Annotated in this window: 24 protein-coding genes, 1 tRNA gene and 1 pseudogene; 15 read left to right on the forward strand and 11 right to left on the reverse strand. The window is 55.0% G+C overall.

Translation table 11 applies throughout. From position 1 onward, the window contains the following. The 5 genes and pseudogenes from WBC85_RS10915 to WBC85_RS10935 form a co-directional block, all read left to right on the forward strand. Positions 1 to 341 (forward strand): annotated as a pseudogene (locus WBC85_RS10915) (short-chain dehydrogenase); the annotation flags it as partial. A 70-nt stretch (positions 342 to 411) separates the two neighbouring features. Then, the gene (locus tag WBC85_RS10920; RefSeq protein WP_424436664.1) at positions 412 to 612 is read left to right on the forward strand and encodes a twin transmembrane helix small protein; all 201 of its coding nucleotides are present in this window, start codon (positions 412 to 414) and stop codon (positions 610 to 612) included. A gap of 3 nt (positions 613 to 615) precedes the next feature. Beyond that, positions 616 to 1,188 carry a cob(I)yrinic acid a,c-diamide adenosyltransferase gene (locus WBC85_RS10925; RefSeq protein WP_424436667.1) on the forward strand — a complete coding sequence of 191 codons (573 nt, stop codon included), beginning with the start codon at positions 616 to 618 and terminating at the stop codon, positions 1,186 to 1,188. 141 nt (positions 1,189 to 1,329) lie between these two features. After that, a complete protein-coding gene (locus WBC85_RS10930) occupies positions 1,330 to 2,088 on the forward strand; it encodes an electron transfer flavoprotein subunit beta/FixA family protein (RefSeq protein ID WP_424436670.1) in 759 nt (252 codons plus the stop codon). Further along, the gene (locus WBC85_RS10935; protein WP_424436673.1) at positions 2,088 to 3,014 is read left to right on the forward strand and encodes an electron transfer flavoprotein subunit alpha/FixB family protein; all 927 of its coding nucleotides are present in this window, start codon (positions 2,088 to 2,090) and stop codon (positions 3,012 to 3,014) included. Before WBC85_RS10930 ends, WBC85_RS10935 begins: the two co-directional genes overlap by 1 nt. A 62-nt stretch (positions 3,015 to 3,076) precedes the next feature. Here the strand turns inward: WBC85_RS10935 and WBC85_RS10940 are convergent, their stop codons facing one another. Beyond that, positions 3,077 to 3,901: a DUF6473 family protein gene (locus WBC85_RS10940; RefSeq protein WP_424436676.1), complete on the reverse strand. Its 825-nt coding sequence runs from the start codon at positions 3,899 to 3,901 to the stop codon at positions 3,077 to 3,079. Between the two features lie 153 nt (positions 3,902 to 4,054). Between WBC85_RS10940 and WBC85_RS10945 the strand changes: the two genes are divergently transcribed. Continuing rightward, a complete protein-coding gene (locus WBC85_RS10945; protein ID WP_424436679.1) occupies positions 4,055 to 4,930 on the forward strand; it encodes a 3-hydroxybutyryl-CoA dehydrogenase in 876 nt (291 codons plus the stop codon). A gap of 4 nt (positions 4,931 to 4,934) precedes the next feature. Here the strand turns inward: WBC85_RS10945 and WBC85_RS10950 are convergent, their stop codons facing one another. From WBC85_RS10950 to WBC85_RS10985, 8 genes are all read right to left on the reverse strand, one after another. Further along, positions 4,935 to 5,762, reverse strand: a complete 828-nt coding sequence (locus tag WBC85_RS10950) for a lysophospholipid acyltransferase family protein (protein WP_424436731.1) — start codon at positions 5,760 to 5,762, stop codon at positions 4,935 to 4,937. A gap of 107 nt (positions 5,763 to 5,869) precedes the next feature. Further along, positions 5,870 to 6,148 (reverse strand): HPr family phosphocarrier protein, encoded by a 279-nt coding sequence (locus WBC85_RS10955; protein WP_424436682.1) that lies wholly within the window; start codon positions 6,146 to 6,148, stop codon positions 5,870 to 5,872. Between the two features lie 17 nt (positions 6,149 to 6,165). After that, positions 6,166 to 6,558 (reverse strand): PTS sugar transporter subunit IIA, encoded by a 393-nt coding sequence (locus tag WBC85_RS10960; protein WP_424436685.1) that lies wholly within the window; start codon positions 6,556 to 6,558, stop codon positions 6,166 to 6,168. 39 nt (positions 6,559 to 6,597) lie between these two features. Then, on the reverse strand, positions 6,598 to 7,494 hold the full coding sequence (gene rapZ, locus WBC85_RS10965; protein WP_424436688.1) for an RNase adapter RapZ: 897 nt from the start codon (positions 7,492 to 7,494) through the stop codon (positions 6,598 to 6,600). An 11-nt stretch (positions 7,495 to 7,505) separates the two neighbouring features. After that, a complete protein-coding gene (locus WBC85_RS10970) occupies positions 7,506 to 7,943 on the reverse strand; it encodes an HPr kinase/phosphorylase (protein ID WP_424436691.1) in 438 nt (145 codons plus the stop codon). A gap of 8 nt (positions 7,944 to 7,951) precedes the next feature. Further along, positions 7,952 to 9,616 (reverse strand): sensor N-terminal transmembrane domain-containing protein, encoded by a 1,665-nt coding sequence (locus WBC85_RS10975; protein ID WP_424436694.1) that lies wholly within the window; start codon positions 9,614 to 9,616, stop codon positions 7,952 to 7,954. Positions 9,617 to 9,669: 53 nt separating this feature from the next. After that, complete coding sequence (locus WBC85_RS10980; protein WP_424436697.1) at positions 9,670 to 10,371, reverse strand: response regulator transcription factor; 702 nt, start codon at positions 10,369 to 10,371, stop codon at positions 9,670 to 9,672. Between the two features lie 235 nt (positions 10,372 to 10,606). Beyond that, positions 10,607 to 10,741, reverse strand: a complete 135-nt coding sequence (locus WBC85_RS10985; RefSeq protein WP_424436700.1) for a hypothetical protein — start codon at positions 10,739 to 10,741, stop codon at positions 10,607 to 10,609. Between WBC85_RS10985 and WBC85_RS10990 the strand changes: the two genes are divergently transcribed. The 3 genes from WBC85_RS10990 (at position 10,735) to selD (ending at position 15,697) form a co-directional block, all read left to right on the forward strand. After that, positions 10,735 to 12,333: a phosphoenolpyruvate carboxykinase gene (locus WBC85_RS10990; protein ID WP_424436703.1), complete on the forward strand. Its 1,599-nt coding sequence runs from the start codon at positions 10,735 to 10,737 to the stop codon at positions 12,331 to 12,333. The two genes, WBC85_RS10985 and WBC85_RS10990, sit on opposite strands and share 7 nt — an antisense overlap. 88 nt (positions 12,334 to 12,421) lie before the next feature. Continuing rightward, entirely contained in the window at positions 12,422 to 13,459 is a 1,038-nt protein-coding gene (locus WBC85_RS10995; RefSeq protein ID WP_424436706.1) for a lipocalin-like domain-containing protein, read from the forward strand. Positions 13,460 to 13,531: 72 nt separating this feature from the next. Further along, on the forward strand, positions 13,532 to 15,697 hold the full coding sequence (gene selD / locus WBC85_RS11000; protein ID WP_424436709.1) for a selenide, water dikinase SelD: 2,166 nt from the start codon (positions 13,532 to 13,534) through the stop codon (positions 15,695 to 15,697). Here selD and mnmH read toward each other — a convergent pair. Further along, complete coding sequence (mnmH, locus tag WBC85_RS11005) at positions 15,686 to 16,732, reverse strand: tRNA 2-selenouridine(34) synthase MnmH (RefSeq protein ID WP_424436712.1); 1,047 nt, start codon at positions 16,730 to 16,732, stop codon at positions 15,686 to 15,688. The two genes, selD and mnmH, sit on opposite strands and share 12 nt — an antisense overlap. A gap of 70 nt (positions 16,733 to 16,802) precedes the next feature. Between mnmH and WBC85_RS11010 the strand changes: the two genes are divergently transcribed. The 6 genes from WBC85_RS11010 (at position 16,803) to WBC85_RS11035 (ending at position 20,034) form a co-directional block, all read left to right on the forward strand. Beyond that, the gene (locus WBC85_RS11010) at positions 16,803 to 17,705 is read left to right on the forward strand and encodes a carbon-nitrogen hydrolase family protein (RefSeq protein ID WP_424436715.1); all 903 of its coding nucleotides are present in this window, start codon (positions 16,803 to 16,805) and stop codon (positions 17,703 to 17,705) included. 82 nt (positions 17,706 to 17,787) lie between these two features. Further along, entirely contained in the window at positions 17,788 to 18,006 is a 219-nt protein-coding gene (gene infA / locus WBC85_RS11015; RefSeq protein WP_009830821.1) for a translation initiation factor IF-1, read from the forward strand. Between the two features lie 76 nt (positions 18,007 to 18,082). Beyond that, entirely contained in the window at positions 18,083 to 18,661 is a 579-nt protein-coding gene (locus WBC85_RS11020; RefSeq protein WP_424436719.1) for a Maf family protein, read from the forward strand. Continuing rightward, positions 18,658 to 19,680, forward strand: a complete 1,023-nt coding sequence (locus WBC85_RS11025) for a ribonuclease E/G (RefSeq protein WP_424436722.1) — start codon at positions 18,658 to 18,660, stop codon at positions 19,678 to 19,680. The genes WBC85_RS11020 and WBC85_RS11025 overlap by 4 nt, the downstream gene beginning before the upstream one ends. Further along, positions 19,677 to 19,883: a DNA gyrase inhibitor YacG gene (locus WBC85_RS11030; protein WP_424436725.1), complete on the forward strand. Its 207-nt coding sequence runs from the start codon at positions 19,677 to 19,679 to the stop codon at positions 19,881 to 19,883. Before WBC85_RS11025 ends, WBC85_RS11030 begins: the two co-directional genes overlap by 4 nt. 76 nt (positions 19,884 to 19,959) lie before the next feature. Beyond that, a tRNA-Phe gene (locus tag WBC85_RS11035) sits at positions 19,960 to 20,034 on the forward strand. A 31-nt stretch (positions 20,035 to 20,065) separates the two neighbouring features. Here WBC85_RS11035 and WBC85_RS11040 read toward each other — a convergent pair. Then, positions 20,066 to 20,342, reverse strand: a 277-nt coding sequence (locus WBC85_RS11040) for a tyrosine-type recombinase/integrase (protein WP_424436728.1), incomplete at its 5' end; no start/stop codon positions are given.

Genomic DNA, 20,342 nt, shown 5'->3' on the forward strand with positions numbered 1-20,342 from the left:
AGATGCGTGCCACAGATATCGAAGTCGTCCTGATCGAACCCGGTCCCATCACATCCGACATCCGTCGCAATTCCATCCCGCATTTTGAACGCTGGATTGATTGGAAAGCGTCGGCACGCCGCGCGGAATATGAGAGCGGCCTGCTGGATCGCCTATATCAAAGCAGCGGGCCTGATACCTTTGAACTGCCCGCCAGCGCGGTCACTGAAAAGCTGCGCCATGCCTGCGAGTCAGCGCGCCCAAAACCGCGTTATTATGTCACCAAAGCAACCTATATCATGGGAGCTTTGCGCCGGATTCTAAGCACGCGTCTTTTGGACAAGGTGATTTCCAAGGGCTGATGAGGCAATTTGCCATTCGCTTTTTCGATCATGCCCGCTACATGTGAGCCAACAGACGTTAGGGGCGACAATGGCAAAAGATCCACTTTTTATCATTATGATTATCGCGATGTTCGTGGTGGTCGGCATTCTTTTGGTTGGCATCGGCGGCTTTGCCAAAGGTGGTGATTTCAACCGCAAACACGCCAACCGCATCATGCGCTATCGCATTTATGCACAGTTTGTAGCGGTATTGCTGATTTTGGCAGTCGTCTATTTTGCGAGGGGTTAAGCAGTGGTCGTTTTGAACAAAATTTACACCAAGACGGGTGATAAGGGCGAAACCGCCCTTGGGAACGGCACCCGCGTGGCCAAGCATTCGATGCGTGTGAACGCCTATGGGACAGTAGACGAAACCAACGCAACTGTCGGCCTTGCTCGCCAGCATGCGAGCGGCGAAATGGATGCCCAACTTGCGATGATCCAGAACGATCTTTTCGATCTGGGTGCGGACCTGTGCCGCCCCGATATGGAAAAAGACAAGGATGCGGAATACCAACCGCTGCGCGTCAGCGATGCGCAGGTGGAACGCCTCGAACGCGAAATTGACGCGATGAACGAGCAATTGGACCCACTGCGGAGCTTTATCTTGCCCGGTGGCAGCGCTTTGGCTGCCCAGATGCACCTTTGCCGAACCGTATCGCGCCGCGCTGAACGGTTATCCGTTGAACTTTCCACAATCGAGAGCGTGAACCCCGCCGCGGTGAAATACCTGAACCGCCTGTCGGACTGGTTTTTCGTCGCTGGCCGCATCGCAAACAACGGGGGCAAAGACGATGTGCTCTGGGTTCCTGGCGCGAACCGATAGGCAATTACACCGAACGCGGCGTCGTTGGGTCCTAAAATGGCGATTTTGGCCTGTTACCCCTGCGCGCAAGATTATATCAACGCTGTGACGAAATTTGAAAGAGTCGCGATGCGACGCTGAATCTAAGGGAGACCTACGCCAATGAAGGTGCTTGTACCTGTCAAACGCGTGATCGATTATAACGTGAAAGTGCGCGTCAAAGCGGACGGAAGCGGTGTTGATCTCGCCAACGTAAAAATGTCCATGAACCCTTTCGACGAGATCGCTGTAGAACAAGCTATCCGCTTGAAAGAAGCGGGCAAAGCAGATGAAGTCATCGCTGTTTCCGTAGGCGTCAAGCAAGCGCAAGAAACCCTGCGCACGGCTTTGGCGATGGGCGCAGATCGCGCGATCCTCGTGATTGCTTCTGATGATGTGCACAACGACATCGAGCCGCTGACAGTTGCGAAAATCCTCAAAGGCATCGTAGACGAAGAGCAGCCGGGCCTTGTACTTTGCGGCAAGCAGGCAATCGACAATGACATGAACGCAACGGGCCAGATGCTTTCTGCGCTTATGGGTTGGTCACAAGCGACATTTGCCTCCGATCTGGACATCGACGGCGACAGCGCGACAGTAACGCGTGAAGTTGACGGCGGCCTTCAAACCATCAAAGTGAACATGCCAACGGTTGTCACTGTTGACTTGCGTCTGAACGAACCACGCTACGCGTCCCTTCCAAACATCATGAAGGCGAAGAAAAAGCCTTTGGATGAAAAGACCGCCGCGGACTATGGCGTGGATGCGTCCCCACGTTTGGAAATCATCAGCACGGTTGAGCCAGCTGCGCGCGCCGCTGGTATTAAGGTCGGCTCTGTAGATGAGCTTATCGAGAAACTTAAAGAAGCGGGGGCTGTATAATGGCTGTTCTACTTCTCGCAGAAGTCACCGATGGCGAATTGGCGTTGGACGCCACAGCCAAGGCCGTAACTGCGTCCGTATCCCTTGGCGATGTCACCGTGCTTTGCACGGGCGCGACATGCGCTGATGCAGCGGCGCAGGCCGCAAAGATTGCCGGCGTTTCCAAGGTGCTATGCGCCGAAGATGCGATGTACGGCAAGCGTCTGGCAGAGCCCGTCGCGGACCTGATCGTATCCCTTGCAGGCGATTATGAACATATCGTTGCGCCCGCGACGACAGACGCAAAGAACATCATGCCCCGCGTTGCGGCCTTGCTTGATGTCATGGTGATGTCCGATGTGACATCTGTCATCGACGGCTCTACATTCGAGCGTCCGATCTATGCTGGCAACGCAATGCAGACGGTTAAGTCTTCTGATGCGAAAAAAGTCATCACATTCCGTGGCGCGACATTCGACGCGGCTGGTGACGGTGGCTCTGCGTCCGTTGAAAACATTGGCGCGGCTGGAAATCCTGGTCTGTCCTCATGGGTCGAAGACAAGGTTGCAACGTCTGATCGCCCCGAACTCACGTCCGCGGGCGTTGTTGTTTCCGGTGGACGCGGTGTTGGCTCTGAAGATGATTTCAAAATCATCGAAGCGCTTGCTGACAAGCTTAACGCGGCCGTTGGCGCATCTCGCGCTGCGGTAGATAGCGGCTATGCCCCGAACGACTGGCAGGTAGGCCAGACGGGCAAGGTTGTTGCGCCCGATCTTTACGTGGCTGTCGGCATCTCCGGTGCGATCCAGCACTTGGCGGGTATGAAAGACTCCAAGATCATCGTTGCGATCAACAAAGACGAAGAAGCGCCCATCTTCCAGGTTGCCGATTTTGGTCTGGTTGCCGATCTGTTTGATGCGGTTCCCGAGCTGACGTCCAAACTTTAATAATTCTGGCAGGTTTTCTGCCAGACCACATCAAAGGCCTGCGTTTTCGCGGGCCTTTTTTGTTAGGACAAGAGATGAGCACAGGTTTCCTGCAGCGCCTGGGCTGCCTGTAAATGTGCGTTCGGCCCCATCAACTGCTTGGCAGCCGTTCGGCTGGTTAGCGATTGCGAAAGATCATTCCAATCCCCGTTTAGTGAAACAGGGTCAGGCACGCTTTGCACATAGGCGCTGGCTTTCGCACGCATACGTTTGACCATATCCGCGTCTATCAGCATAGGATCGCTTGGTTTCTCAATTGCACATTCAGGCGGCGGGCTACCTGCGAACCAAAGCAAAACTGTCCGCTCGCCCAGAAGCTTTAGCAATACCGTCATCCGCGCGAGCCATATTTTTTGCAACTCGTCGCAGACCATCCGATACCGCTCGGCCGATTGTGCCTGAAGCGCGCCAAGCATTGCTTTCGTGAAATGGAACTCGGTGAAATCCACCTCCGGGAACAACCGAACAAGCGTTTCGCGCGCGCAAACAAAGCGATCATTTCGCCTTGGATGGACCTTGAAATAATGATTGCTAAGGTTCAGCGCGCCAATAACTTGAACCACCCTAAGGTCTGCCTTTTTTGCGACCTCAAGAATTGCAGGATCATTAAGGTAGGCGTCTAGCCCCCCGCTAATCATCCCCAAGTTTACAGCCTCTGCCGGCAAATGCTCTGCCAGCAACGTCGGAAAGGGACGCGCAACGAATTTGCCAAATGTCTCTGTCGTGCCAAGGAACGCGACATATGATTTGTTCAGATTATGTTTTGGCCCCCTGAATTGTATCCTTGATCCATCGTAAGCGCATAGCTCATAGTTCAAGCCACTCAGGCCTGTTACATTATAGGTCATCACACCCACCTTTTTTCTCACCCAAGGCTGACGTTGGCGGGATTCGCTAAATAAATTGCTAAAGCGAAAACTTAACGCAAACTTGCACGGCCTGCCCTTGCAGAGCCGATGCCCAAAGGCCTATTGTCATGCGAACCCGCCAAGGAGAGACGAATGGACATCAAGCGCGTTGGAGTTGTTGGTGCAGGCCAAATGGGCAATGGGATTGCCCATGTTTTGGCATTGGCGGGCTATGAGATTTTGCTCAATGATATCAGCGCAGAAGCTCTTGATGGCGCGGTCGCGCGGATCGACAAGAACATCGAACGGCAGGTGTCAAAAGGGGCTGTCAGCGCCGAGGACAAAGCCGCAGCAATGGCGCGGATCAGTACGACGCTAGAATTGCCTGATCTCGGCCAAACCGATCTGGTTATTGAGGCCGCGACCGAGCGTGAAGAGGTAAAGCATAAGATTTTCGCGACTTTGCTTCCTCATCTTGCGGACCACACGATCCTGACCTCGAACACGTCGTCCATTTCGATCACACGCCTTGCGGCTGCAACCGACCGTCCTGAACGGTTCATGGGTTTTCACTTTATGAACCCTGTGCCTGTGATGCAGCTTGTTGAGCTCATTCGCGGGATTGCGACTGACCAGCCAACCTATGACGCCTGCCTTGGCGTCGTTGAGCGGTTGAACAAAACAGCGGCATCTGCGGAAGATTTTCCTGCCTTTATCGTGAACCGCATTCTGATGCCGATGATAAACGAAGCCGTTTACACGCTTTACGAAGGTGTCGGTTCGGTCTCATCCATCGATCAATCTCTTAAACTGGGCGCAAATCACCCGATGGGTCCGCTGGAACTTGCAGATTTCATCGGATTGGATACCTGCCTTGCAATCATGAACGTACTGCACGACGGGTTAGCGGATACGAAGTATCGCCCCTGCCCGTTGCTCACAAAGTATGTTGAAGCTGGCTGGCTTGGAAGAAAAGCCAAGCGCGGGTTTTACGACTATCGCGGCGATGTGCCTGTCCCGACGCGCTAGACTATTAACTTTTGCCAAGTGACAGCGTGTGTTCGCGCAACCACGCCACCAAACCGCGCGGGTTACTTGACCATTCTTTGATCTTTTCGTCTGCAATAGGCTTACCGACAACCGGCTTTTGGGGCTTGCCACAGGCATGCATAACTTCGTGGATCAATAGTCCCTGTCGCAGGGTCGGCGAAATGCGATTGGCGATCTGATAAGCGCGGCTGTTTTGACCCGGGAAATGGATGGGCACCACTTTTGCACCTGAACGCTGGATCATCTTCGCCGTGAACGGGTTCCACTGCTCTTCAATCGCGGGTCCGAACCACGATTTTGACGAGGCGACGACGCCCGACGGGAATAGAACGATTACACCGCCTTGTGCCAAATGATCCATGGCACGGCGGCGCATATCAAGGCTTTGCTCGCGCGCATCTTCTTCGTGCGGAAAAGGCACGGGGATCATGAATTCTTCGATCTCGCTGACCCCTGTCAGGAGCGAGCGCGTTAGAATGCGATAATCGGTACGCACTCGGCCGATCAGCTCTGCCAATATCATGCCATCAACCAAACCATGTGGATGGTTCGCGACGATAATGACGGGGCCCGTTTTAGGAATATTTGCAATCTGGCTGTCAGGCGTACGCAGCTCGATCCCCATATGGGTCAAGGCTTGGGCCCAAAAGGCCTGACCATAGGCAGCGCCTGAACGTTCGAATCGGCGCACCAATCGAATAAGAGGAATCTTTCCTGTCAGCCACTCCATCACACGAATGGTTGTTGCTTTCCATGGGTTGGTAAATGTGTTCGCATACGACAGCTTTCGCTTGTCATATGGCGCTGGCATGCTCGCCCCTTTGGCGGCAGGTTTGATTGCTGTCGGTGTTTGCACTTGATCAATCATAGTTCAACTTGTTTCCTCATGCATCCTACCCTACACGCAACGCGCCCGGCTTAACAGTCTTCTCCAAAGCGATCGGCAACCAGTGCCTCAAGGGCATCGGCAAGTGCTTGTGCGTCGACGCCGCTGGTTTGCACTTCGATGCTGGTTCCCTTGGACGCTGCTAACATCAAAAGCCCCATGATACTGTCACCGAGCGCGCTCATTCCATCGCGGCTGACTTCAGCGGTCGCATCAAACGCTTCGACGACCTCAACCAGCTTTGCAGACGCGCGTGCGTGCAAACCCTTTTCGTTTATGATTTTCAGCGTTTTGTTAACGGTGTCAGACATCAAAATCAGTCCCTAATTCAAGCGTTTGAAATGTTTTGGCTATCAATATACTTGCGCCCCGCATCCATCGCAGCGCGGACAGCGTCCCCGACAGGCAAATCGCGGCTTTTGGCAAGCTTAATCAACATTGGCAAATTCGCGCCATACAGAATACGACGTCCTGCTGGCTGGCATGCAAGCAACGACAGGTTTGACGGGGAACCACCAAACATATCCGTGACAACAACAACGCCATCGCCCTTATCTACCAGTTCTGCTGCGGAACAGATTTCCGCCTGTTTGGCGGGGCGATCATGATCGGGTTCAATTGAAATTGCTTCGATACCACTTTGAATGCCGACGACATGTTCAATCGCCGCGAGGTATTCGCGGGCGAGACCACCATGTGCAACGATCACAATTCCAATCAACGGCCTAACCTTTGGTGCTGTTTTGTCATCTTTAAAGGCCTACTGGTTCTGACCTAGTTCGCGTTCCAATTCTCGGTGCCTACATGACACTTGCCACCCAGCAAGCGCAAGCGTCTGCGCAATAACTTCCGTTACGGCAACTGAGCGGTGCCGCCCGCCGCTACACCCAAAAGCAATGGTGAAGTGCGATTTCCCTTCTTCAGTATATGCAGGAAGCAAGCTTGTGCAGAGCGCGCCAACCTGTTCAAGGAACGCCGCATATCGCGGGTCTTCAGACACATATTGCGCCACGCGCGGATCGCACCCCGTCAAGGCGCGCAGCTCGGGCTGCCAATGCGGGTTTTGTAAGAACCGGCAGTCGAACACCATATCTGCGGATCGTGGCAAACCGCGTTTGTAAGAGAATGAATGCAGCGAAACAGCAAGCCGCAACCCTTCTTCGATTGAAAAAAGGCGCGTGATTTCAGCGCGCATATCATGTGGACTAAGATCAGAGCTATCAATCAAGATGTCCGCGCGGTCACGCACGGGATCAAGAGCCTGTTTTTCCCGCGCAATGCCGCGCAACGGATCTTCGGCCCCAGCGAGCGGATGGCGTCGCCGGGTTTCAGAAAAGCGACGCAGCAGGACATCATCAGAGCAGTCCAGGTAGACGACCTCGAACTGCAAATCGGTGCGCCGCGTCAAGTCCTCGATGGTTTCAAGCAGCGCCCGTGTCGAAAACTCGCGATTTCGCACATCCAACCCCAAAGCGAGCGGGCGCGGATAGGCTGGCCCTTGTAACAGACGCGGAAGCAATGACAGCGGCATGTTGTCGATTGCTTCATATCCACTGTCTTCAAGCGCATGAATCGCGGTGGCACGGCCAGCCCCCGAAGGGCCAGTTACCAAAACAAGGCGCTGTTTTCCGTCAGTTGTTTTCGGTTCAACGCCCATTTGATACAATCTCACTCACTATTCGAGGTGCCGACGCTCTTTAAGTAGGTCAAAAGCGCGAAAGGCAAAAGCGTTAACCCCGGATTCTTAAAGAGTCTAAGTGAATAGCCTTGTAGTTCAATCGCATATGGTTCGGGAAGGCGATTGTCTTCGAGCACGTCCAGATCAACGGCACATGTGAGCCGCGCCTGATCTATAGCGGCGCACTCCAAGATTCCGAACCTACGCGCTTCTATCTTGCTTTTGATATTTTCGGGGCAACGCGCAATCAACGCATCGCCTTCCGCATGGATCTCACATTGATCGTCAGCGACAAGATCACACCCCAGCGCCATCATCTGCAAAGCTATTCCAGATTTTCCGGTGCCAGAAGCGCCAAGCAATAGCGCGCCGTTGCCGCGCCACGCTATTGCTGTTGCATGAATGCAAGTTTTTCCCTGCTTTGGCACCGACCGCTTCAGATCGGCAAACCAACGACGAAACGCGCGCCAAGTGGCTCTGAGTTGATGTCAGCTGCTGTCGGGCGAATATTCTCGGCCCAGATCACACCGCCGTGCGCCTCCACGATCTGTTTGGAGATCGCAAGGCCCAGACCGGAATTGTTGCCAAACTGGCCCTCCGGACGTTCTGAATAAAAGCGCTTAAACACTTTACCCAGCGCCTGTTCAGGAATGCCCGGACCGGTATCTTCAACAACCACAAGCACGCGATTTTCCCTTTGGCGCGCCCAAACGCGAATAGCATCGCCATCTTCACAGAAGCTGACAGCATTGGTGATGAGGTTCACAAATACCTGTGCAAGACGCCCTTCCAAGCCCGAAATAGTTATCGGTTCGGATGGAAGATCAGATATAAATTCGATCCCGTTGCTCGAGGCTTGTTCACCAAGATAGTCGCATAGGTTTCTGACCATATGGATAAGATCAAAGGCTTCTTCGTCTTCTTTCACCAGTTCACTATCAAGACGCGATGCGTTCGAGATATCGCTGACAAGTCGATCAAGGCGACGCACGTCGTGTTCGATCACTTGCAGAAGTTTTTCGCGCTGATCGTCGCGTTTTGCAACGCGCATGGTGCCTACCGCAGAGCGAAGCGATGCGAGCGGGTTCTTGATTTCATGTGCAACGTCAGCGGCAAACTGCTCGTTACTATCAATGCGATCATAAAGTGCGGACACCATCCCGCGCAAAGCGCCTGACAGCCGACCGATTTCATCAGGTCGGGCCGTAAGATCAGGAATACGAATGCGTGCAGCACTTACTTTGCCTTTGTCATTGCGACGACCGACTTCAGCCGCCATCGCCAAATCTGACAGCGGGTTGGAAATTGTCGAGGCCAGAACAAGGCTAAGTCCGATCGACACAAGCGTTGCGATCAGGAACATCTGCAAGACGCGCTCGCGCTCGCTTTTTACCAGTTGATCGATTTCGCCGGAAGCGCTGGCAAGCGCAACGACGCCAACGCTTTGGCCATCTACAGTGATTGGCGTCGTCACAGTGAAAATCGCGCCGCCGTCCATATTAAGGCCTTTGCCCACAACGGTTTCGCCTGATGCCGACTTGCCCACGAGTTCCCGTAACTGTTCCTGCAACGGCGGAACGGAAATTTCTTTCGATGCGAAGAAGGGCGATGTTATCAGCGTCCAGAACTTCGACAATCCGTCTACGATAAGTGTTTTGTCCTCAACCGAGCCAAGCTCTGCATTGAGGTTCGCAGCACTGCCTGTTGCATTCGCGACCAAGCCGCCCTCTGGCCCGAATACAAAGACCTGAACAGAGTTACGCAGATCAAGCGCGGCCAATGTGGCCATTGTTTCTTGATCGTTGACCGCAAGGTTTGTTTCACCGCTCGCAGTAATCTGGGCCTCAAAGACATCCGCAACAAGCTCTACCTCGCCAACAAGCGAGGCCGCCCGTTGGGACGCCAGACTGTCACGCGACGAGTTGAGATACAGAATGCCCGCGACCAAGATATTCAACGCGATTAAGTTGAACGTAATGATCTTACGCGTAAGTGGCGAGCGCTTTAGCGAGAACATGCCTCGCCGTTCGCGGCGATCGCGCACTTCCTTTTCAACAGTACTGTCTGGCGCGATCCAATCATCGCCAAGAACAACATCCATTTCCTGTCTCGCCTTCGGAACACGCCCGGGCGATATACGCTCGGCGAGGGCCATTATTCTTCGTTGTACCGGTAGCCAATGCCGTAGAGCGTCTCAATCGCCGAAAATTCATCGTCGACTGAACGCATCTTCTTGCGAAGGCGTTTGATGTGGCTGTCGATGGTACGGTCATCAACATAAACCTGATCGTCGTAGGCTACATCCATCAACTGGTCACGGCTTTTGACGAATCCGGGACGCTGTGCAAGGGCTTGAAGCAGCAAGAATTCCGTTACAGTCAGGGTAACGTCCTTGCCCTTCCACTTAACGGCATGGCGCAGGGGATCCATCGTCAGATCACCGCGCTCGATGACCTTGTTTTCATCGGTTTCTGCTATCTCAACGCCGTCCGCCGCATCCTGACGACGCAGAAGCGCGCGAATGCGTTCGACCAGCAGACGCTGGGAGAAAGGTTTCTTGACGTAGTCATCCGCGCCCATGCGAAGGCCGAGAACTTCGTCAATCTCATCATCCTTTGACGTCAGGAAGATGACCGGCATGGAGGTTTTCTGGCGCAAGCGTTGCAGCAAGTCCATTCCGTCCATACGGGGCATTTTGATATCAAGAACAGCCATATCGGGCAATTTGCGATTGAACGCATCCAGAGCCGACTGACCATCGTTATAGGTTTCAACCTCAAAGCCTTCAGCTTCAAGAGTCATCGAGACCGACGTCAGGATGTTCCTGTCGTCGTCCACCAATGCAATTTTGGACATGCCTGTTTTCCTTGTACTGCTCAATTACCAGTTTATTTTTTTCACTATCTCTCGCGTGTTTCGCGTGCCCGATCAATACCCAAGTGCGAATCGGCATCGCAGGCGTGACTTATTTGGCACCTAAAAGAGTTATTTTTTGCTTATCGTCTCTTTTTGCACACAAATAATCCGAGGCTTAGGACGATGATTGCGCTAAACTTTGTGTGGTTGCGCTAACTGCGCCAAAGCGTCCTGTTCACGGCAGAAATCGGCATGTTAAGAGGCGGTATCGCCTCGTTCGCCTGAGTGCGGTCAGTCTTTGGCTCAAAGCCGTGACTGTTAGTTCAAGACAAGCCGCGCAGGCGCGGCAACAGGAGTTATCGCATGACAACTGGACGGGTAAACCCTTCTTTCAAGCTCGAAGATCAAGGCATCACGGAGCTTGGGTCAGTCTATTACAACCTGATGGAGCCTGCGCTGATCGAAGAAGCGCTGAAAAAAGGCGAAGGCGAGCTTGGCAATGGCGGTGCTTTCCTTGTTACGACGGGAAAATTCACTGGCCGCTCACCTAAAGACAAACACGTTGTGAAAACGCCAGACGTTGTTGACACCATCTGGTGGGAAAACAACGCTGAAATGAGCCCTGAAGGCTTCGATGCGCTTTATGCTGATATGCTAGAGCACATGAAGGGCCGCGATTATTATGTCCAAGACCTTGTCGGCGGCGCTGACCCTGCGCACTCGATCGACGTGCGTGTTGTCACCGAACTTGCGTGGCACGGCCTATTCATCCGCACAATGTTGCGCCGTCCTGAACGTGACGCACTTGATGATTTCACGGCTGATTTCACAGTTATCAACTGCCCCAGCTTCCAAGCGGATCCCGCCAAACACAACTGCCGTTCCGAAACCGTAATCGCGATGAACTTTGAGAAAAAGCTGATCCTGATCGGTGGCACGGAATATGCGGGCGAGAACAAGAAATCTGTCTTCTCTTTGCTGAACTACCTGCTGCCTGAAAAAGGCATCATGCCGATGCATTGCTCGGCCAACCACGCCAAGGGTAACCCTGTTGATACGGCTGTGTTCTTTGGTCTATCCGGCACGGGCAAAACGACCCTCTCCGCCGATCCAGAGCGCACGCTTATTGGCGATGACGAACATGGTTGGTCAGATCGTGGCACATTCAACTTTGAGGGCGGTTGCTATGCTAAAACGATCAACCTCAACCCCGAAGCCGAACCCGAAATCTACGCGACAACCTCCAAGTTCGGCACGGTTATCGAGAACATGGTTTACGATGCGGAAACCAAAGAACTTGATTTCGACGATGACAGCCTGACCGCGAATATGCGCTGCGCATATCCGCTGCACTATATTTCCAACGCGTCCAAGAGCGCGCTGGGTGGCCATCCCAAAAACATCATCATGCTGACATGTGACGCCTTTGGTGTTCTGCCCCCCATTTCGCGCCTGACGCCCGCACAGGCAATGTACCACTTCCTTTCGGGTTTTACGTCCAAAGTCGCAGGCACAGAGCGCGGCGTGACCGAGCCAGAGCCAACGTTCTCAACATGCTTTGGCGCGCCGTTCATGCCCCGACGCCCAGAAGTATACGGCAACCTGCTCAAAGAAAAAATCGCCCAGCACGGTGCGACATGCTGGTTGGTCAACACAGGCTGGACAGGTGGCGCATACGGCACAGGCTCACGCATGCCGATCCGCGCGACACGCGCCCTTCTGACCGCTGCGCTTGACGGCTCCTTGGCAGAGGTTGAATTCCGCAAGGATGCCAACTTCGGCTTTGACGTTCCGATCGCGGTCCCCGGCGTTGCAGAGGTTCTGCTTGATCCACGCCGCACATGGGGTGACGGCGCAGGGTATGACGCACAGGCGCAAAAGCTGGTTCAGATGTTTGCGGACAACTTCGAACAATATCTGCCCTACATTGACGACGATGTGAAAGCAGCGGCAATCGGTTAAGCCAAAGCCCCATCATCAAACGCGACAAAGCGCCCCTGATATTTTCAGGGGCGTTTCTTTTTGGGCCAATGGTATTAGATTGAAACGCATGAGATTTGTCATTTTCCTTTGCCTGCTGCCCTTTTCCGTTTCCGCCCAAGGCTTTGCAAGTCTTGGCACGCAGGCGGACGGCTTTGCCTTGCCCGACCCAAACTATGAAATCACATTCCCCGAAGATCACGGCACGCACCCGGAATTCAGGATAGAATGGTGGTATCTGACGGCCAATCTAACGGACCCGGCCGGTCGCGCTTACGGATTGCAATGGACGCTCTTTCGCAGCGCGCTTGGCCCGTTTGAGCGCGCAGGCTGGAGCGACCCGCAGCTTTGGATGGGCCATGCTGCGGTGACCAGCACAGATCATCATTATGTAACGGAACGGCTGGCCCGCGGCGGTATCGGGCAGGCGGGTGTCAGCCTTGTTGATGGCTTTGACGCTTGGATTGATGATTGGCACATGCGCGGCTCACGTGATCTTTCAGCGCTTGAATTGCGCGCAAGCGGGTCCGATTTTGTCTATAAAGTTAACCTTACCGCACAAGGGCCGATCACGTTGCAAGGCGATCAAGGCTATTCGATCAAGTCGGCTTCGGGTCAGGCCAGCCACTATTATTCGCAACCATTTTACGACGTTGCTGGCGCCTTGACGCTGCCTGAAGGCGACATAGCGGTCACAGGCCACGCATGGCTTGATCGCGAATGGTCCTCGCAGCCTTTGGCAAGCGATCAAACGGGATGGGACTGGTTTTCGCTCAGCTTTGAGAGCGGCGCGCGGATGATGGGCTTTGTGCTGCGCTCTGATACAGCCGCGCCCTACACCTCGGCGACATGGATTGACGCAGATGGCACCGCAACACCGCTGCCAAATGGCGCATTTGAGGCAACTACGTTAGAAACGTCTCAGGTCGGCGAACGGAGTATACCAACGCGTTGGGCACTTAGCCTTCCATCTAAGGGCGTGGCTGTCACCGTTGCGGCGATCAATACGCAGGCGTGGATGGCAACCTCTGTCCCTTACTGGGAAGGACCGATCTTGATTGAGGGGTCGCATTCCGGGACAGGCTATCTGGAAATGACTGGCTATTGATTGAACTGCGCCAACGAACCTGTGACCTGTTGTGCGATGGCGCAATCCAATAAGGCGGTGTAGCACATCCTTATGAAAACAGACTTTCCTTTGACACGTGATTTGGTCCTTGTTGGCGGTGGCCATGCGCACGCGCTTGTCCTGAAGATGTGGGCTATGAAACCGCTTGCGGGCGCGCGTCTGACAGTTATCAACCCTGCCCCCGCTGCGCCCTATAGCGGCATGCTACCCGGCTTCGTTGCAGGACATTATTCCAGCGACGAACTTTACATTGATCTTGTCCGCCTCGCTCGCGCTGCGGGCGCGCGCGTGGTGCTTGGCAAGGCCGAGCACATCGATCTCGATGCCAAGCAGGTCATCGCACCCGGTCGCGCGCCGATTGGTTATGACGTGTGCTCGGTCGATATCGGGATCACCTCCGGCATGCCCGAGTTGGACGGGTTTACAGAACACGCAGTTCCCGCCAAGCCACTTGATGATTTCGCCCGAATTTGGGACGGGTTTTGCCGCGAAACTGGAAAGGCCGAGGTTGCAGTCCTTGGCGCTGGTGTCGCGGGCGCAGAGGTAGCCATGGCCGCAGCGCACCATTTGAATACCTTGGGACGCGAAAGCGACGTCAGCCTCATAGATCGATCGCAAGCTTTGTCCCGCTTGGGTGGCCAAGCACGCGCCAAGGTTCTGGCGGCCCTCGATCAGCTTGGCGTAACTCTTTTTGAACACTCAAGAATTCTGCGCGTGGGCGATGACCACGTCGAACTTGAAGGGCATGGCAAGATCCCCGCGAAACTGACGCTTGGCGCTGCGGGTACACGTGCCTATGACTGGATTGCCAAGACAGGCCTTGCGCTTGAAGACGGCTACATTCGCGTTCGCCCAACCTTGCAAAGCGAAACCGACCCGGACGTATTCGCCGTCGGCGATTGCGCCCATCTCAGCCATGCACCGCGCCCGAAAGCCGGGGTTTTTGCGGTGCGTGAAGCGCCAATTCTGTTTCACAACCTGCGCGCCGCGTTGTCTGGCACCCGGATGAATGATTACCACCCACAGTCTGATTACCTAAAGCTGATCTCGTTGGGCGGGCAAAAAGCGCTTGGCGAAAAGCAAGGCATAGCGCTTTCTGGTTCGCTTATGTGGCGCTGGAAAGACCGTATTGATCGCAAGTTCATGCTTCAGTTTGATGCGTTGAAACCGATGGCGGGTGCCCCACTTCCAAAAGAGCGGGCAACTGGCATGCTCGAACATTCTGGCCCGATCTGTGCTGGCTGTGGCTCCAAAGTCGGGCGCGGTGCACTGGCAAGCGCTGCATTTTCGCACACTGGCGCGACCCGCGCAGATGTAGTTACCCTACCCGGCGATGATGCCGCGCTTTTGCAAATCGGCGATACGCGGCAAGTTCTGAGCACCGACCACCTGCGCGCCTTCTGTGATGATCCTGTGTTGATGACGCGTATCGCCGCTGTGCATGCACTTGGGGATATCTGGTCCATGGGGGCCGCCCCGCAGGCAGCGTTGGTAAGTTTGATCCTCCCGCGTTTGAGCGCCGAATTGCAGGAACGCACCTTGAGTGAAATCATGCAAACGGCCAGCGAGGTTATGGGCGATGCAGGCGCGCAAATTGTCGGCGGCCATACGTCGATGGGGGCTGAACTTACGATCGGTTTCAGCATCACCGGCCTTGCTGATCGTGCGCCGATCACGCTCGCTGGTGCGAAGGCGGGCGATGTTTTGTTGCTGAGCAAGCCTGTTGGAACTGGCGTCCTTTTGGCCGCGGAAATGCAAATGAAGGCGCGCGGCGCAGATGTTGCCGCAGCCTACACAAGCATGGCCCGCCCCTTGGCAATCGATGCACAAGCATTGAGCGGTGCGAACGCAATGACGGATGTCACCGGGTTTGGCCTTGCGGGACATTTGGCCAACATCTGCCGCGCCTCAAACGTAAGTGCAGTGCTGGACGCGACGCGCGTTCCGCTTTTGGACGGGGCTTTGGCATTAAGCGAAGCGGGTATGCAATCAAGCCTTTACCCAGACAATCTGTCAGACGCGCTAACGTTGATGAACGCGCCACTGAGCGCGCGCGGGCGTTTGATGCTTGATCCCCAAACTGCGGGCGGATTGCTTGCTGCTTTGCCAGAAAATCAAGCCCAGCAAGCGATCAAAGACCTAACAAAACATGGAATTTCGGCAGTGTGTATCGGCCAGATCAACGAAGGCCCTGCGCGGATCGACCTAATCGAGTAGCGCCGCCACTTTCTCTGCAAGCCGCGCAATATCGACGGACGCGAGTGAATTGGCCTCAAGTGAGCCTAGCAGATCACGTTCGCGCCCATTGCGTGAGCGCGCATAGCTTTTGTCGTAGTGGTGCTCCATTAGCTCTGCCGCAAGCCTTTCGTGATCACCATTACGCAAAAAGAGCTGCCATTGATCCACGCGCGCGTGGCTACAATAGGGGCGCAACCGCTCTAAACGGGACGCCATTTGCTCTGGCTCATCCAATACGTCGGCATAATCACGGATCAGGAATTTCGCGCGCGCTGGCAGGCTCGCCGCAATGTCGATGCGCGGGGCGGTGCACATGGCCTTCCACAACGACGCCGGAATGATGCGTCGCCCGATTTTGCTGCTTTCTGCTTCGGCCACGACGGGACGGCTTGGATCAAACGCAGCCAAAGCCTGGGCAAGGCGGGTTTCAAACATCTTCTGGCTAGGTTGCTCGTCGTGCCACGCACCAAGCAAAGAGCCGCGATGCTGCGCCAGCCCTTCAAGATCGAGGGTTTGAACACCCTGTCTTTCAAGTTCATGCAAAATGGCGGTCTTTCCCGATCCCGTATTACCATCCAGAAGAACAAAACGATGCGCTAGCTGGGTGTGATACAGCGCATTCACCACCAATGAGCGATAGCTGCGATAGCCACCCTCTAAGAGTTCTGTGCGCCAGCCGATCTGGCTAAGGATCGAAGCAAAACTGCCAGAGCGCTGCCCGCCGCGCCAGCAATAGACCAGCGGCTGCCATCCCCCGTCTTTCTCGCTCAATTCAGTCTCAAGATGCGCGGCGGCGTTCCGGGCAACAATCGCGGCCCCGAGTTTGCGCGCGCGAAAAGAGCTTTCCTGAACATAAATCGTGCCGACCTTCGCACGTTCCTCATTGCTCATAACAGGCAGACTGATCGCGCCCGGCACGTGATCTTCTGCGAATTCCGCGGGGGAACGCACGTCGATAATACTATCAAACTTTGAGAGCGCATCGTGGCGCAGGTTATCGAGCATAAATCCCATAGCGCTGCCTAACCTGCTTTTCAGTCGGGTGAAAGGGTGGCAAAATAAGCCAAGCCATTGGAGAGCAAAGATGAAAATTGCAACTGCCGCCTATCCGCTTGATTGGTTCGATGACTGGTCCGCATTTGAAGCGAAAACCCGCGCCTGGGTGAGCGAGGCAGCAGGCCAAGGCGCAGATTTACTGGTCTTTCCTGAATATGGCTCGATGGAACTAAGTTCTCTTGCCGGGCGCGAAACTTCGCTGGATCTGGAACAAAGCCTGCATGCCGTTTCGACACTGATTCCCGATGCAGATGCGCTATATACAAAATTGGCGGCCGAATTCAGCGTGCATATTCTGACACCTTCGGCCCCCGTGTTTGATACAGCCGTCCATGCAACGCGCCCCGTAAACCGAACACGATTGATCGCGCCGAACGGGAAAAGCGACATTCAAGACAAGCAAATCATGACCATGTTTGAACGTGATCCATGGCATGTCGCAACCGGCTCCGGACCGTTGAAACTGTTCGATACCATTCTTGGCAAGATTGGCGTACTTATTTGTTATGACAGCGAATTTCCACTTTTGGGTCGTGCGTTGATCGACGCAGGCGCGGAATACATCCTTGTTCCGTCCTGCACCGAAGCGCTTGCGGGATATTGGCGTGTGCGACTTGGCGCGATGAGCCGAGCGCTTGAGGGGCAATGCGTGACGGCCATGGCCTCAATCGTTGGCGAAGTGGATTGGTCGCAAAGCGTGGATCTTGGCAGCGGCATGGGCGGCATCTTTGGCCCGCCCGATACGGGCTTTCCTAGCACTGGCGTCATTGCCGAGGGTATTTTGAACAAGGCGGGCTGGACGATCGCGGATGCCCCGCGCGACCTTATCAGCCATGTTCGCGCCCACGGGATCGTTAGAAATGCGACCCATTGGGATGAACAGAACGGCAGCAAAAGTGCCATTCCCGTTACATATTGTGACTTGCGCTGAATATCCCTTGAATTCCTCAGAAAATGCGCCCATTTAGGCGCCACTTCCGCAAACTTGCGGATCACACAACGATGGAGATACCATGGCCAAGGAAGATACGCTCGAATTTCCCGGTGTCGTGAAGGAACTCCTGCCGAATGCGACATTCTTGGTCGAGCTAGAAAATGGCCATACCATCATCGCACATACGGCAGGCAAGATGCGCAAAAACCGCATCCGTGTTCTGGCAGGCGACAAGGTTCAAGTCGAAATGACCCCTTACGATCTATCAAAGGGTCGGATCAACTACCGCTTCAAGTAAGCGCATATCCTGTGAAACGGGTTTTAGAAATACGAATGAAACCGGTCCCTTGGGCCGGTTTTGCTTTGAGGGACCAATGAAACTTATTCTCGGAAGCGGCAGCCCTCGACGGCTTGAACTATTGGCGCAGATCGGGCTGACACCCGACGAAATCCGTGCGCCTGACATCGATGAAACACCGCTCAAAGGCGAACAGCCCCGCCCCTATTGCATCCGCATGGCGCGTGAAAAGATCGATGCGGTTCCCGCCAGCGCAGACGAAATTGTCCTATGCGCGGATACAACGGTCGCTTTGGGCCGCCGCATCATGGGCAAGCCCTCAGGCGCTGGTGAGGCCGCTGAATTCCTGCTCGCTCTTTCTGGTCGCCGTCACCGCGTGATTACTGCAGTTGCCGTTAAATTGGGCGAAAACGTCTGGCAACGCGACGTTGTGACCAACGTCAAGATGAAGCGCCTGTCCGACATCGAACTTAACGCCTATCTTGCAAGCAACGACTGGCAAGGCAAAGCAGGCGGCTATGCGATCCAAGGGCCGGCATCGGCCTTTATCCCGTGGATCAGCGGCAGCTTTAGCGCCGTCGTTGGTTTGCCGCTGGCCGAAAGCGCTGCACTTTTGTCCGCCGCTGGATACCCCGTTTTTGGAGAACATGCATGAAGGGCCGCACAATCATTCTGGATCACCTGAACGGGCGCGAAGCTGCGGCCTTGATGCTTGATGGTCAACTCGAGGATCTGCTGATCGCCTGCGACGCCCCTGCCCCCGGCACGATTTATCGCGCCGTGGCGGATCGCCCTGTCAAAGGGCAAGGCGGTATGTTTCTGAAAACGCCCGATGGCAATGCGTTCTTGCGTCAAATCAAGGGAATGGCACCCGGAGATGAGCTACTTGTGCAAGTGACGGGCTATGCGGACGAGGGCAAAGCGATCCCTGTTACGCATCGTGTCCTGTTCAAATCCCGCTATGTGATCGTGACGCCGAATGCGCCGGGCATAAATGTTTCCCGCTCGATCCGCGACGAAGATCGCCGGGAAGAGATCTTGGCGGTGGTGCATGACACTATCGACACCGTGCCACATGGCATCATTCTGCGCTCTTCGTGCGCGGCGGCGGACGATAAGGATATTGCTGACGATCTGATCTCCATGCTTGCCCTTGCCGATCAGGTCCTGAACGACGACGGCAAAGGCCCTGAAACGCTTGTTGAAGGCGACGAGCCACATTTGCTAGCGTGGCGCGATTGGGTCGAGCCTGCCGAAGTCGTGACGGACGAAGGCAGTTTCGAAACGCATGGTGTCCTGGATGCCATTGATGCGCTGTCCAGCCCGCGGGTCGAACTGAGCGGCGGCGCGTTTGCCTATGTAGAGCCAACCCGCGCGCTTGTCGCGGTGGACGTGAACACAGGCAACGACACCTCGATGAGCGCAGGAACCAAGGCCAATTTTGCCGTTGCCAAGGCCCTGCCCCGCGCCCTGCGCCTGCGTGGTTTGGGCGGTCAGATCGTGCTGGACCTTGCTCCGATGCCCAAGAAGGATCGCCGCGGTTTCGAGAGCGCGCTCAAGGCTGCCCTGCGGGCGGATTCAATTGAAACGACTTTCGTCGGCTGGACCCCACTGGGACACGCCGAACTTCAGCGAAAACGCGCGCGCTTGCCTTTGACGGAGCTTTTGAATTGAGCTGCCCCATATGCGATAGAAAAACAGATGCCACCTATCGGCCTTTCTGTTCAAAACGTTGTGCAGACGTTGATTTGGCCAAATGGCTGAACGGTGGCTACGCTTTAGCCTCGACAGATCCTGACGATGCGGATGAGTTGGTAGAAGCCATGGAACAGGCGCTTGATGCTCAAGAAATCGAGCCAAACGAAAAACTGCATTAAATAGGCGCGTTAGGTCTGGACACGCCCCGCATCCCAGCCTAGAACGCCCGCACCCAGACATTGATATGTCACCCGTGCCCGGGTAGCTCAGGGGTAGAGCAGTGGATTGAAAATCCTCGTGTCGGTGGTTCGATTCCGCCCCTGGGCACCATTTAACTCTTTGATATAATTGAGTTTACTGCTCATATTTGATCCTCACTGTGGTCAGGTGTGACGCTTTTCAGCGAAGGTTTGACAATCTTCGCGCGCCTTTCGTTTTCTTTTTCCAATGCCGCCATGGTTTCGCGGTTCTTTTCGGCAAGGTTTGCCGAGCGGGAATAGTGCCGTGCCATGGAGGGCGTTTTCTGTCCGAGAAGGTCAGCGATGCGGCGTTCATCGAGGCCAGCTTCGCGAAGGGTGGTGGCTACCGTGTGGCGCAACCCTTTGAGCGTCAGGCCTGGAGCGATCAAACCTTCCTTC

The organism is Planktotalea sp., from assembly GCF_049680325.1.
In the GTDB taxonomy this organism is placed as follows: domain Bacteria; phylum Pseudomonadota; class Alphaproteobacteria; order Rhodobacterales; family Rhodobacteraceae; genus Planktotalea.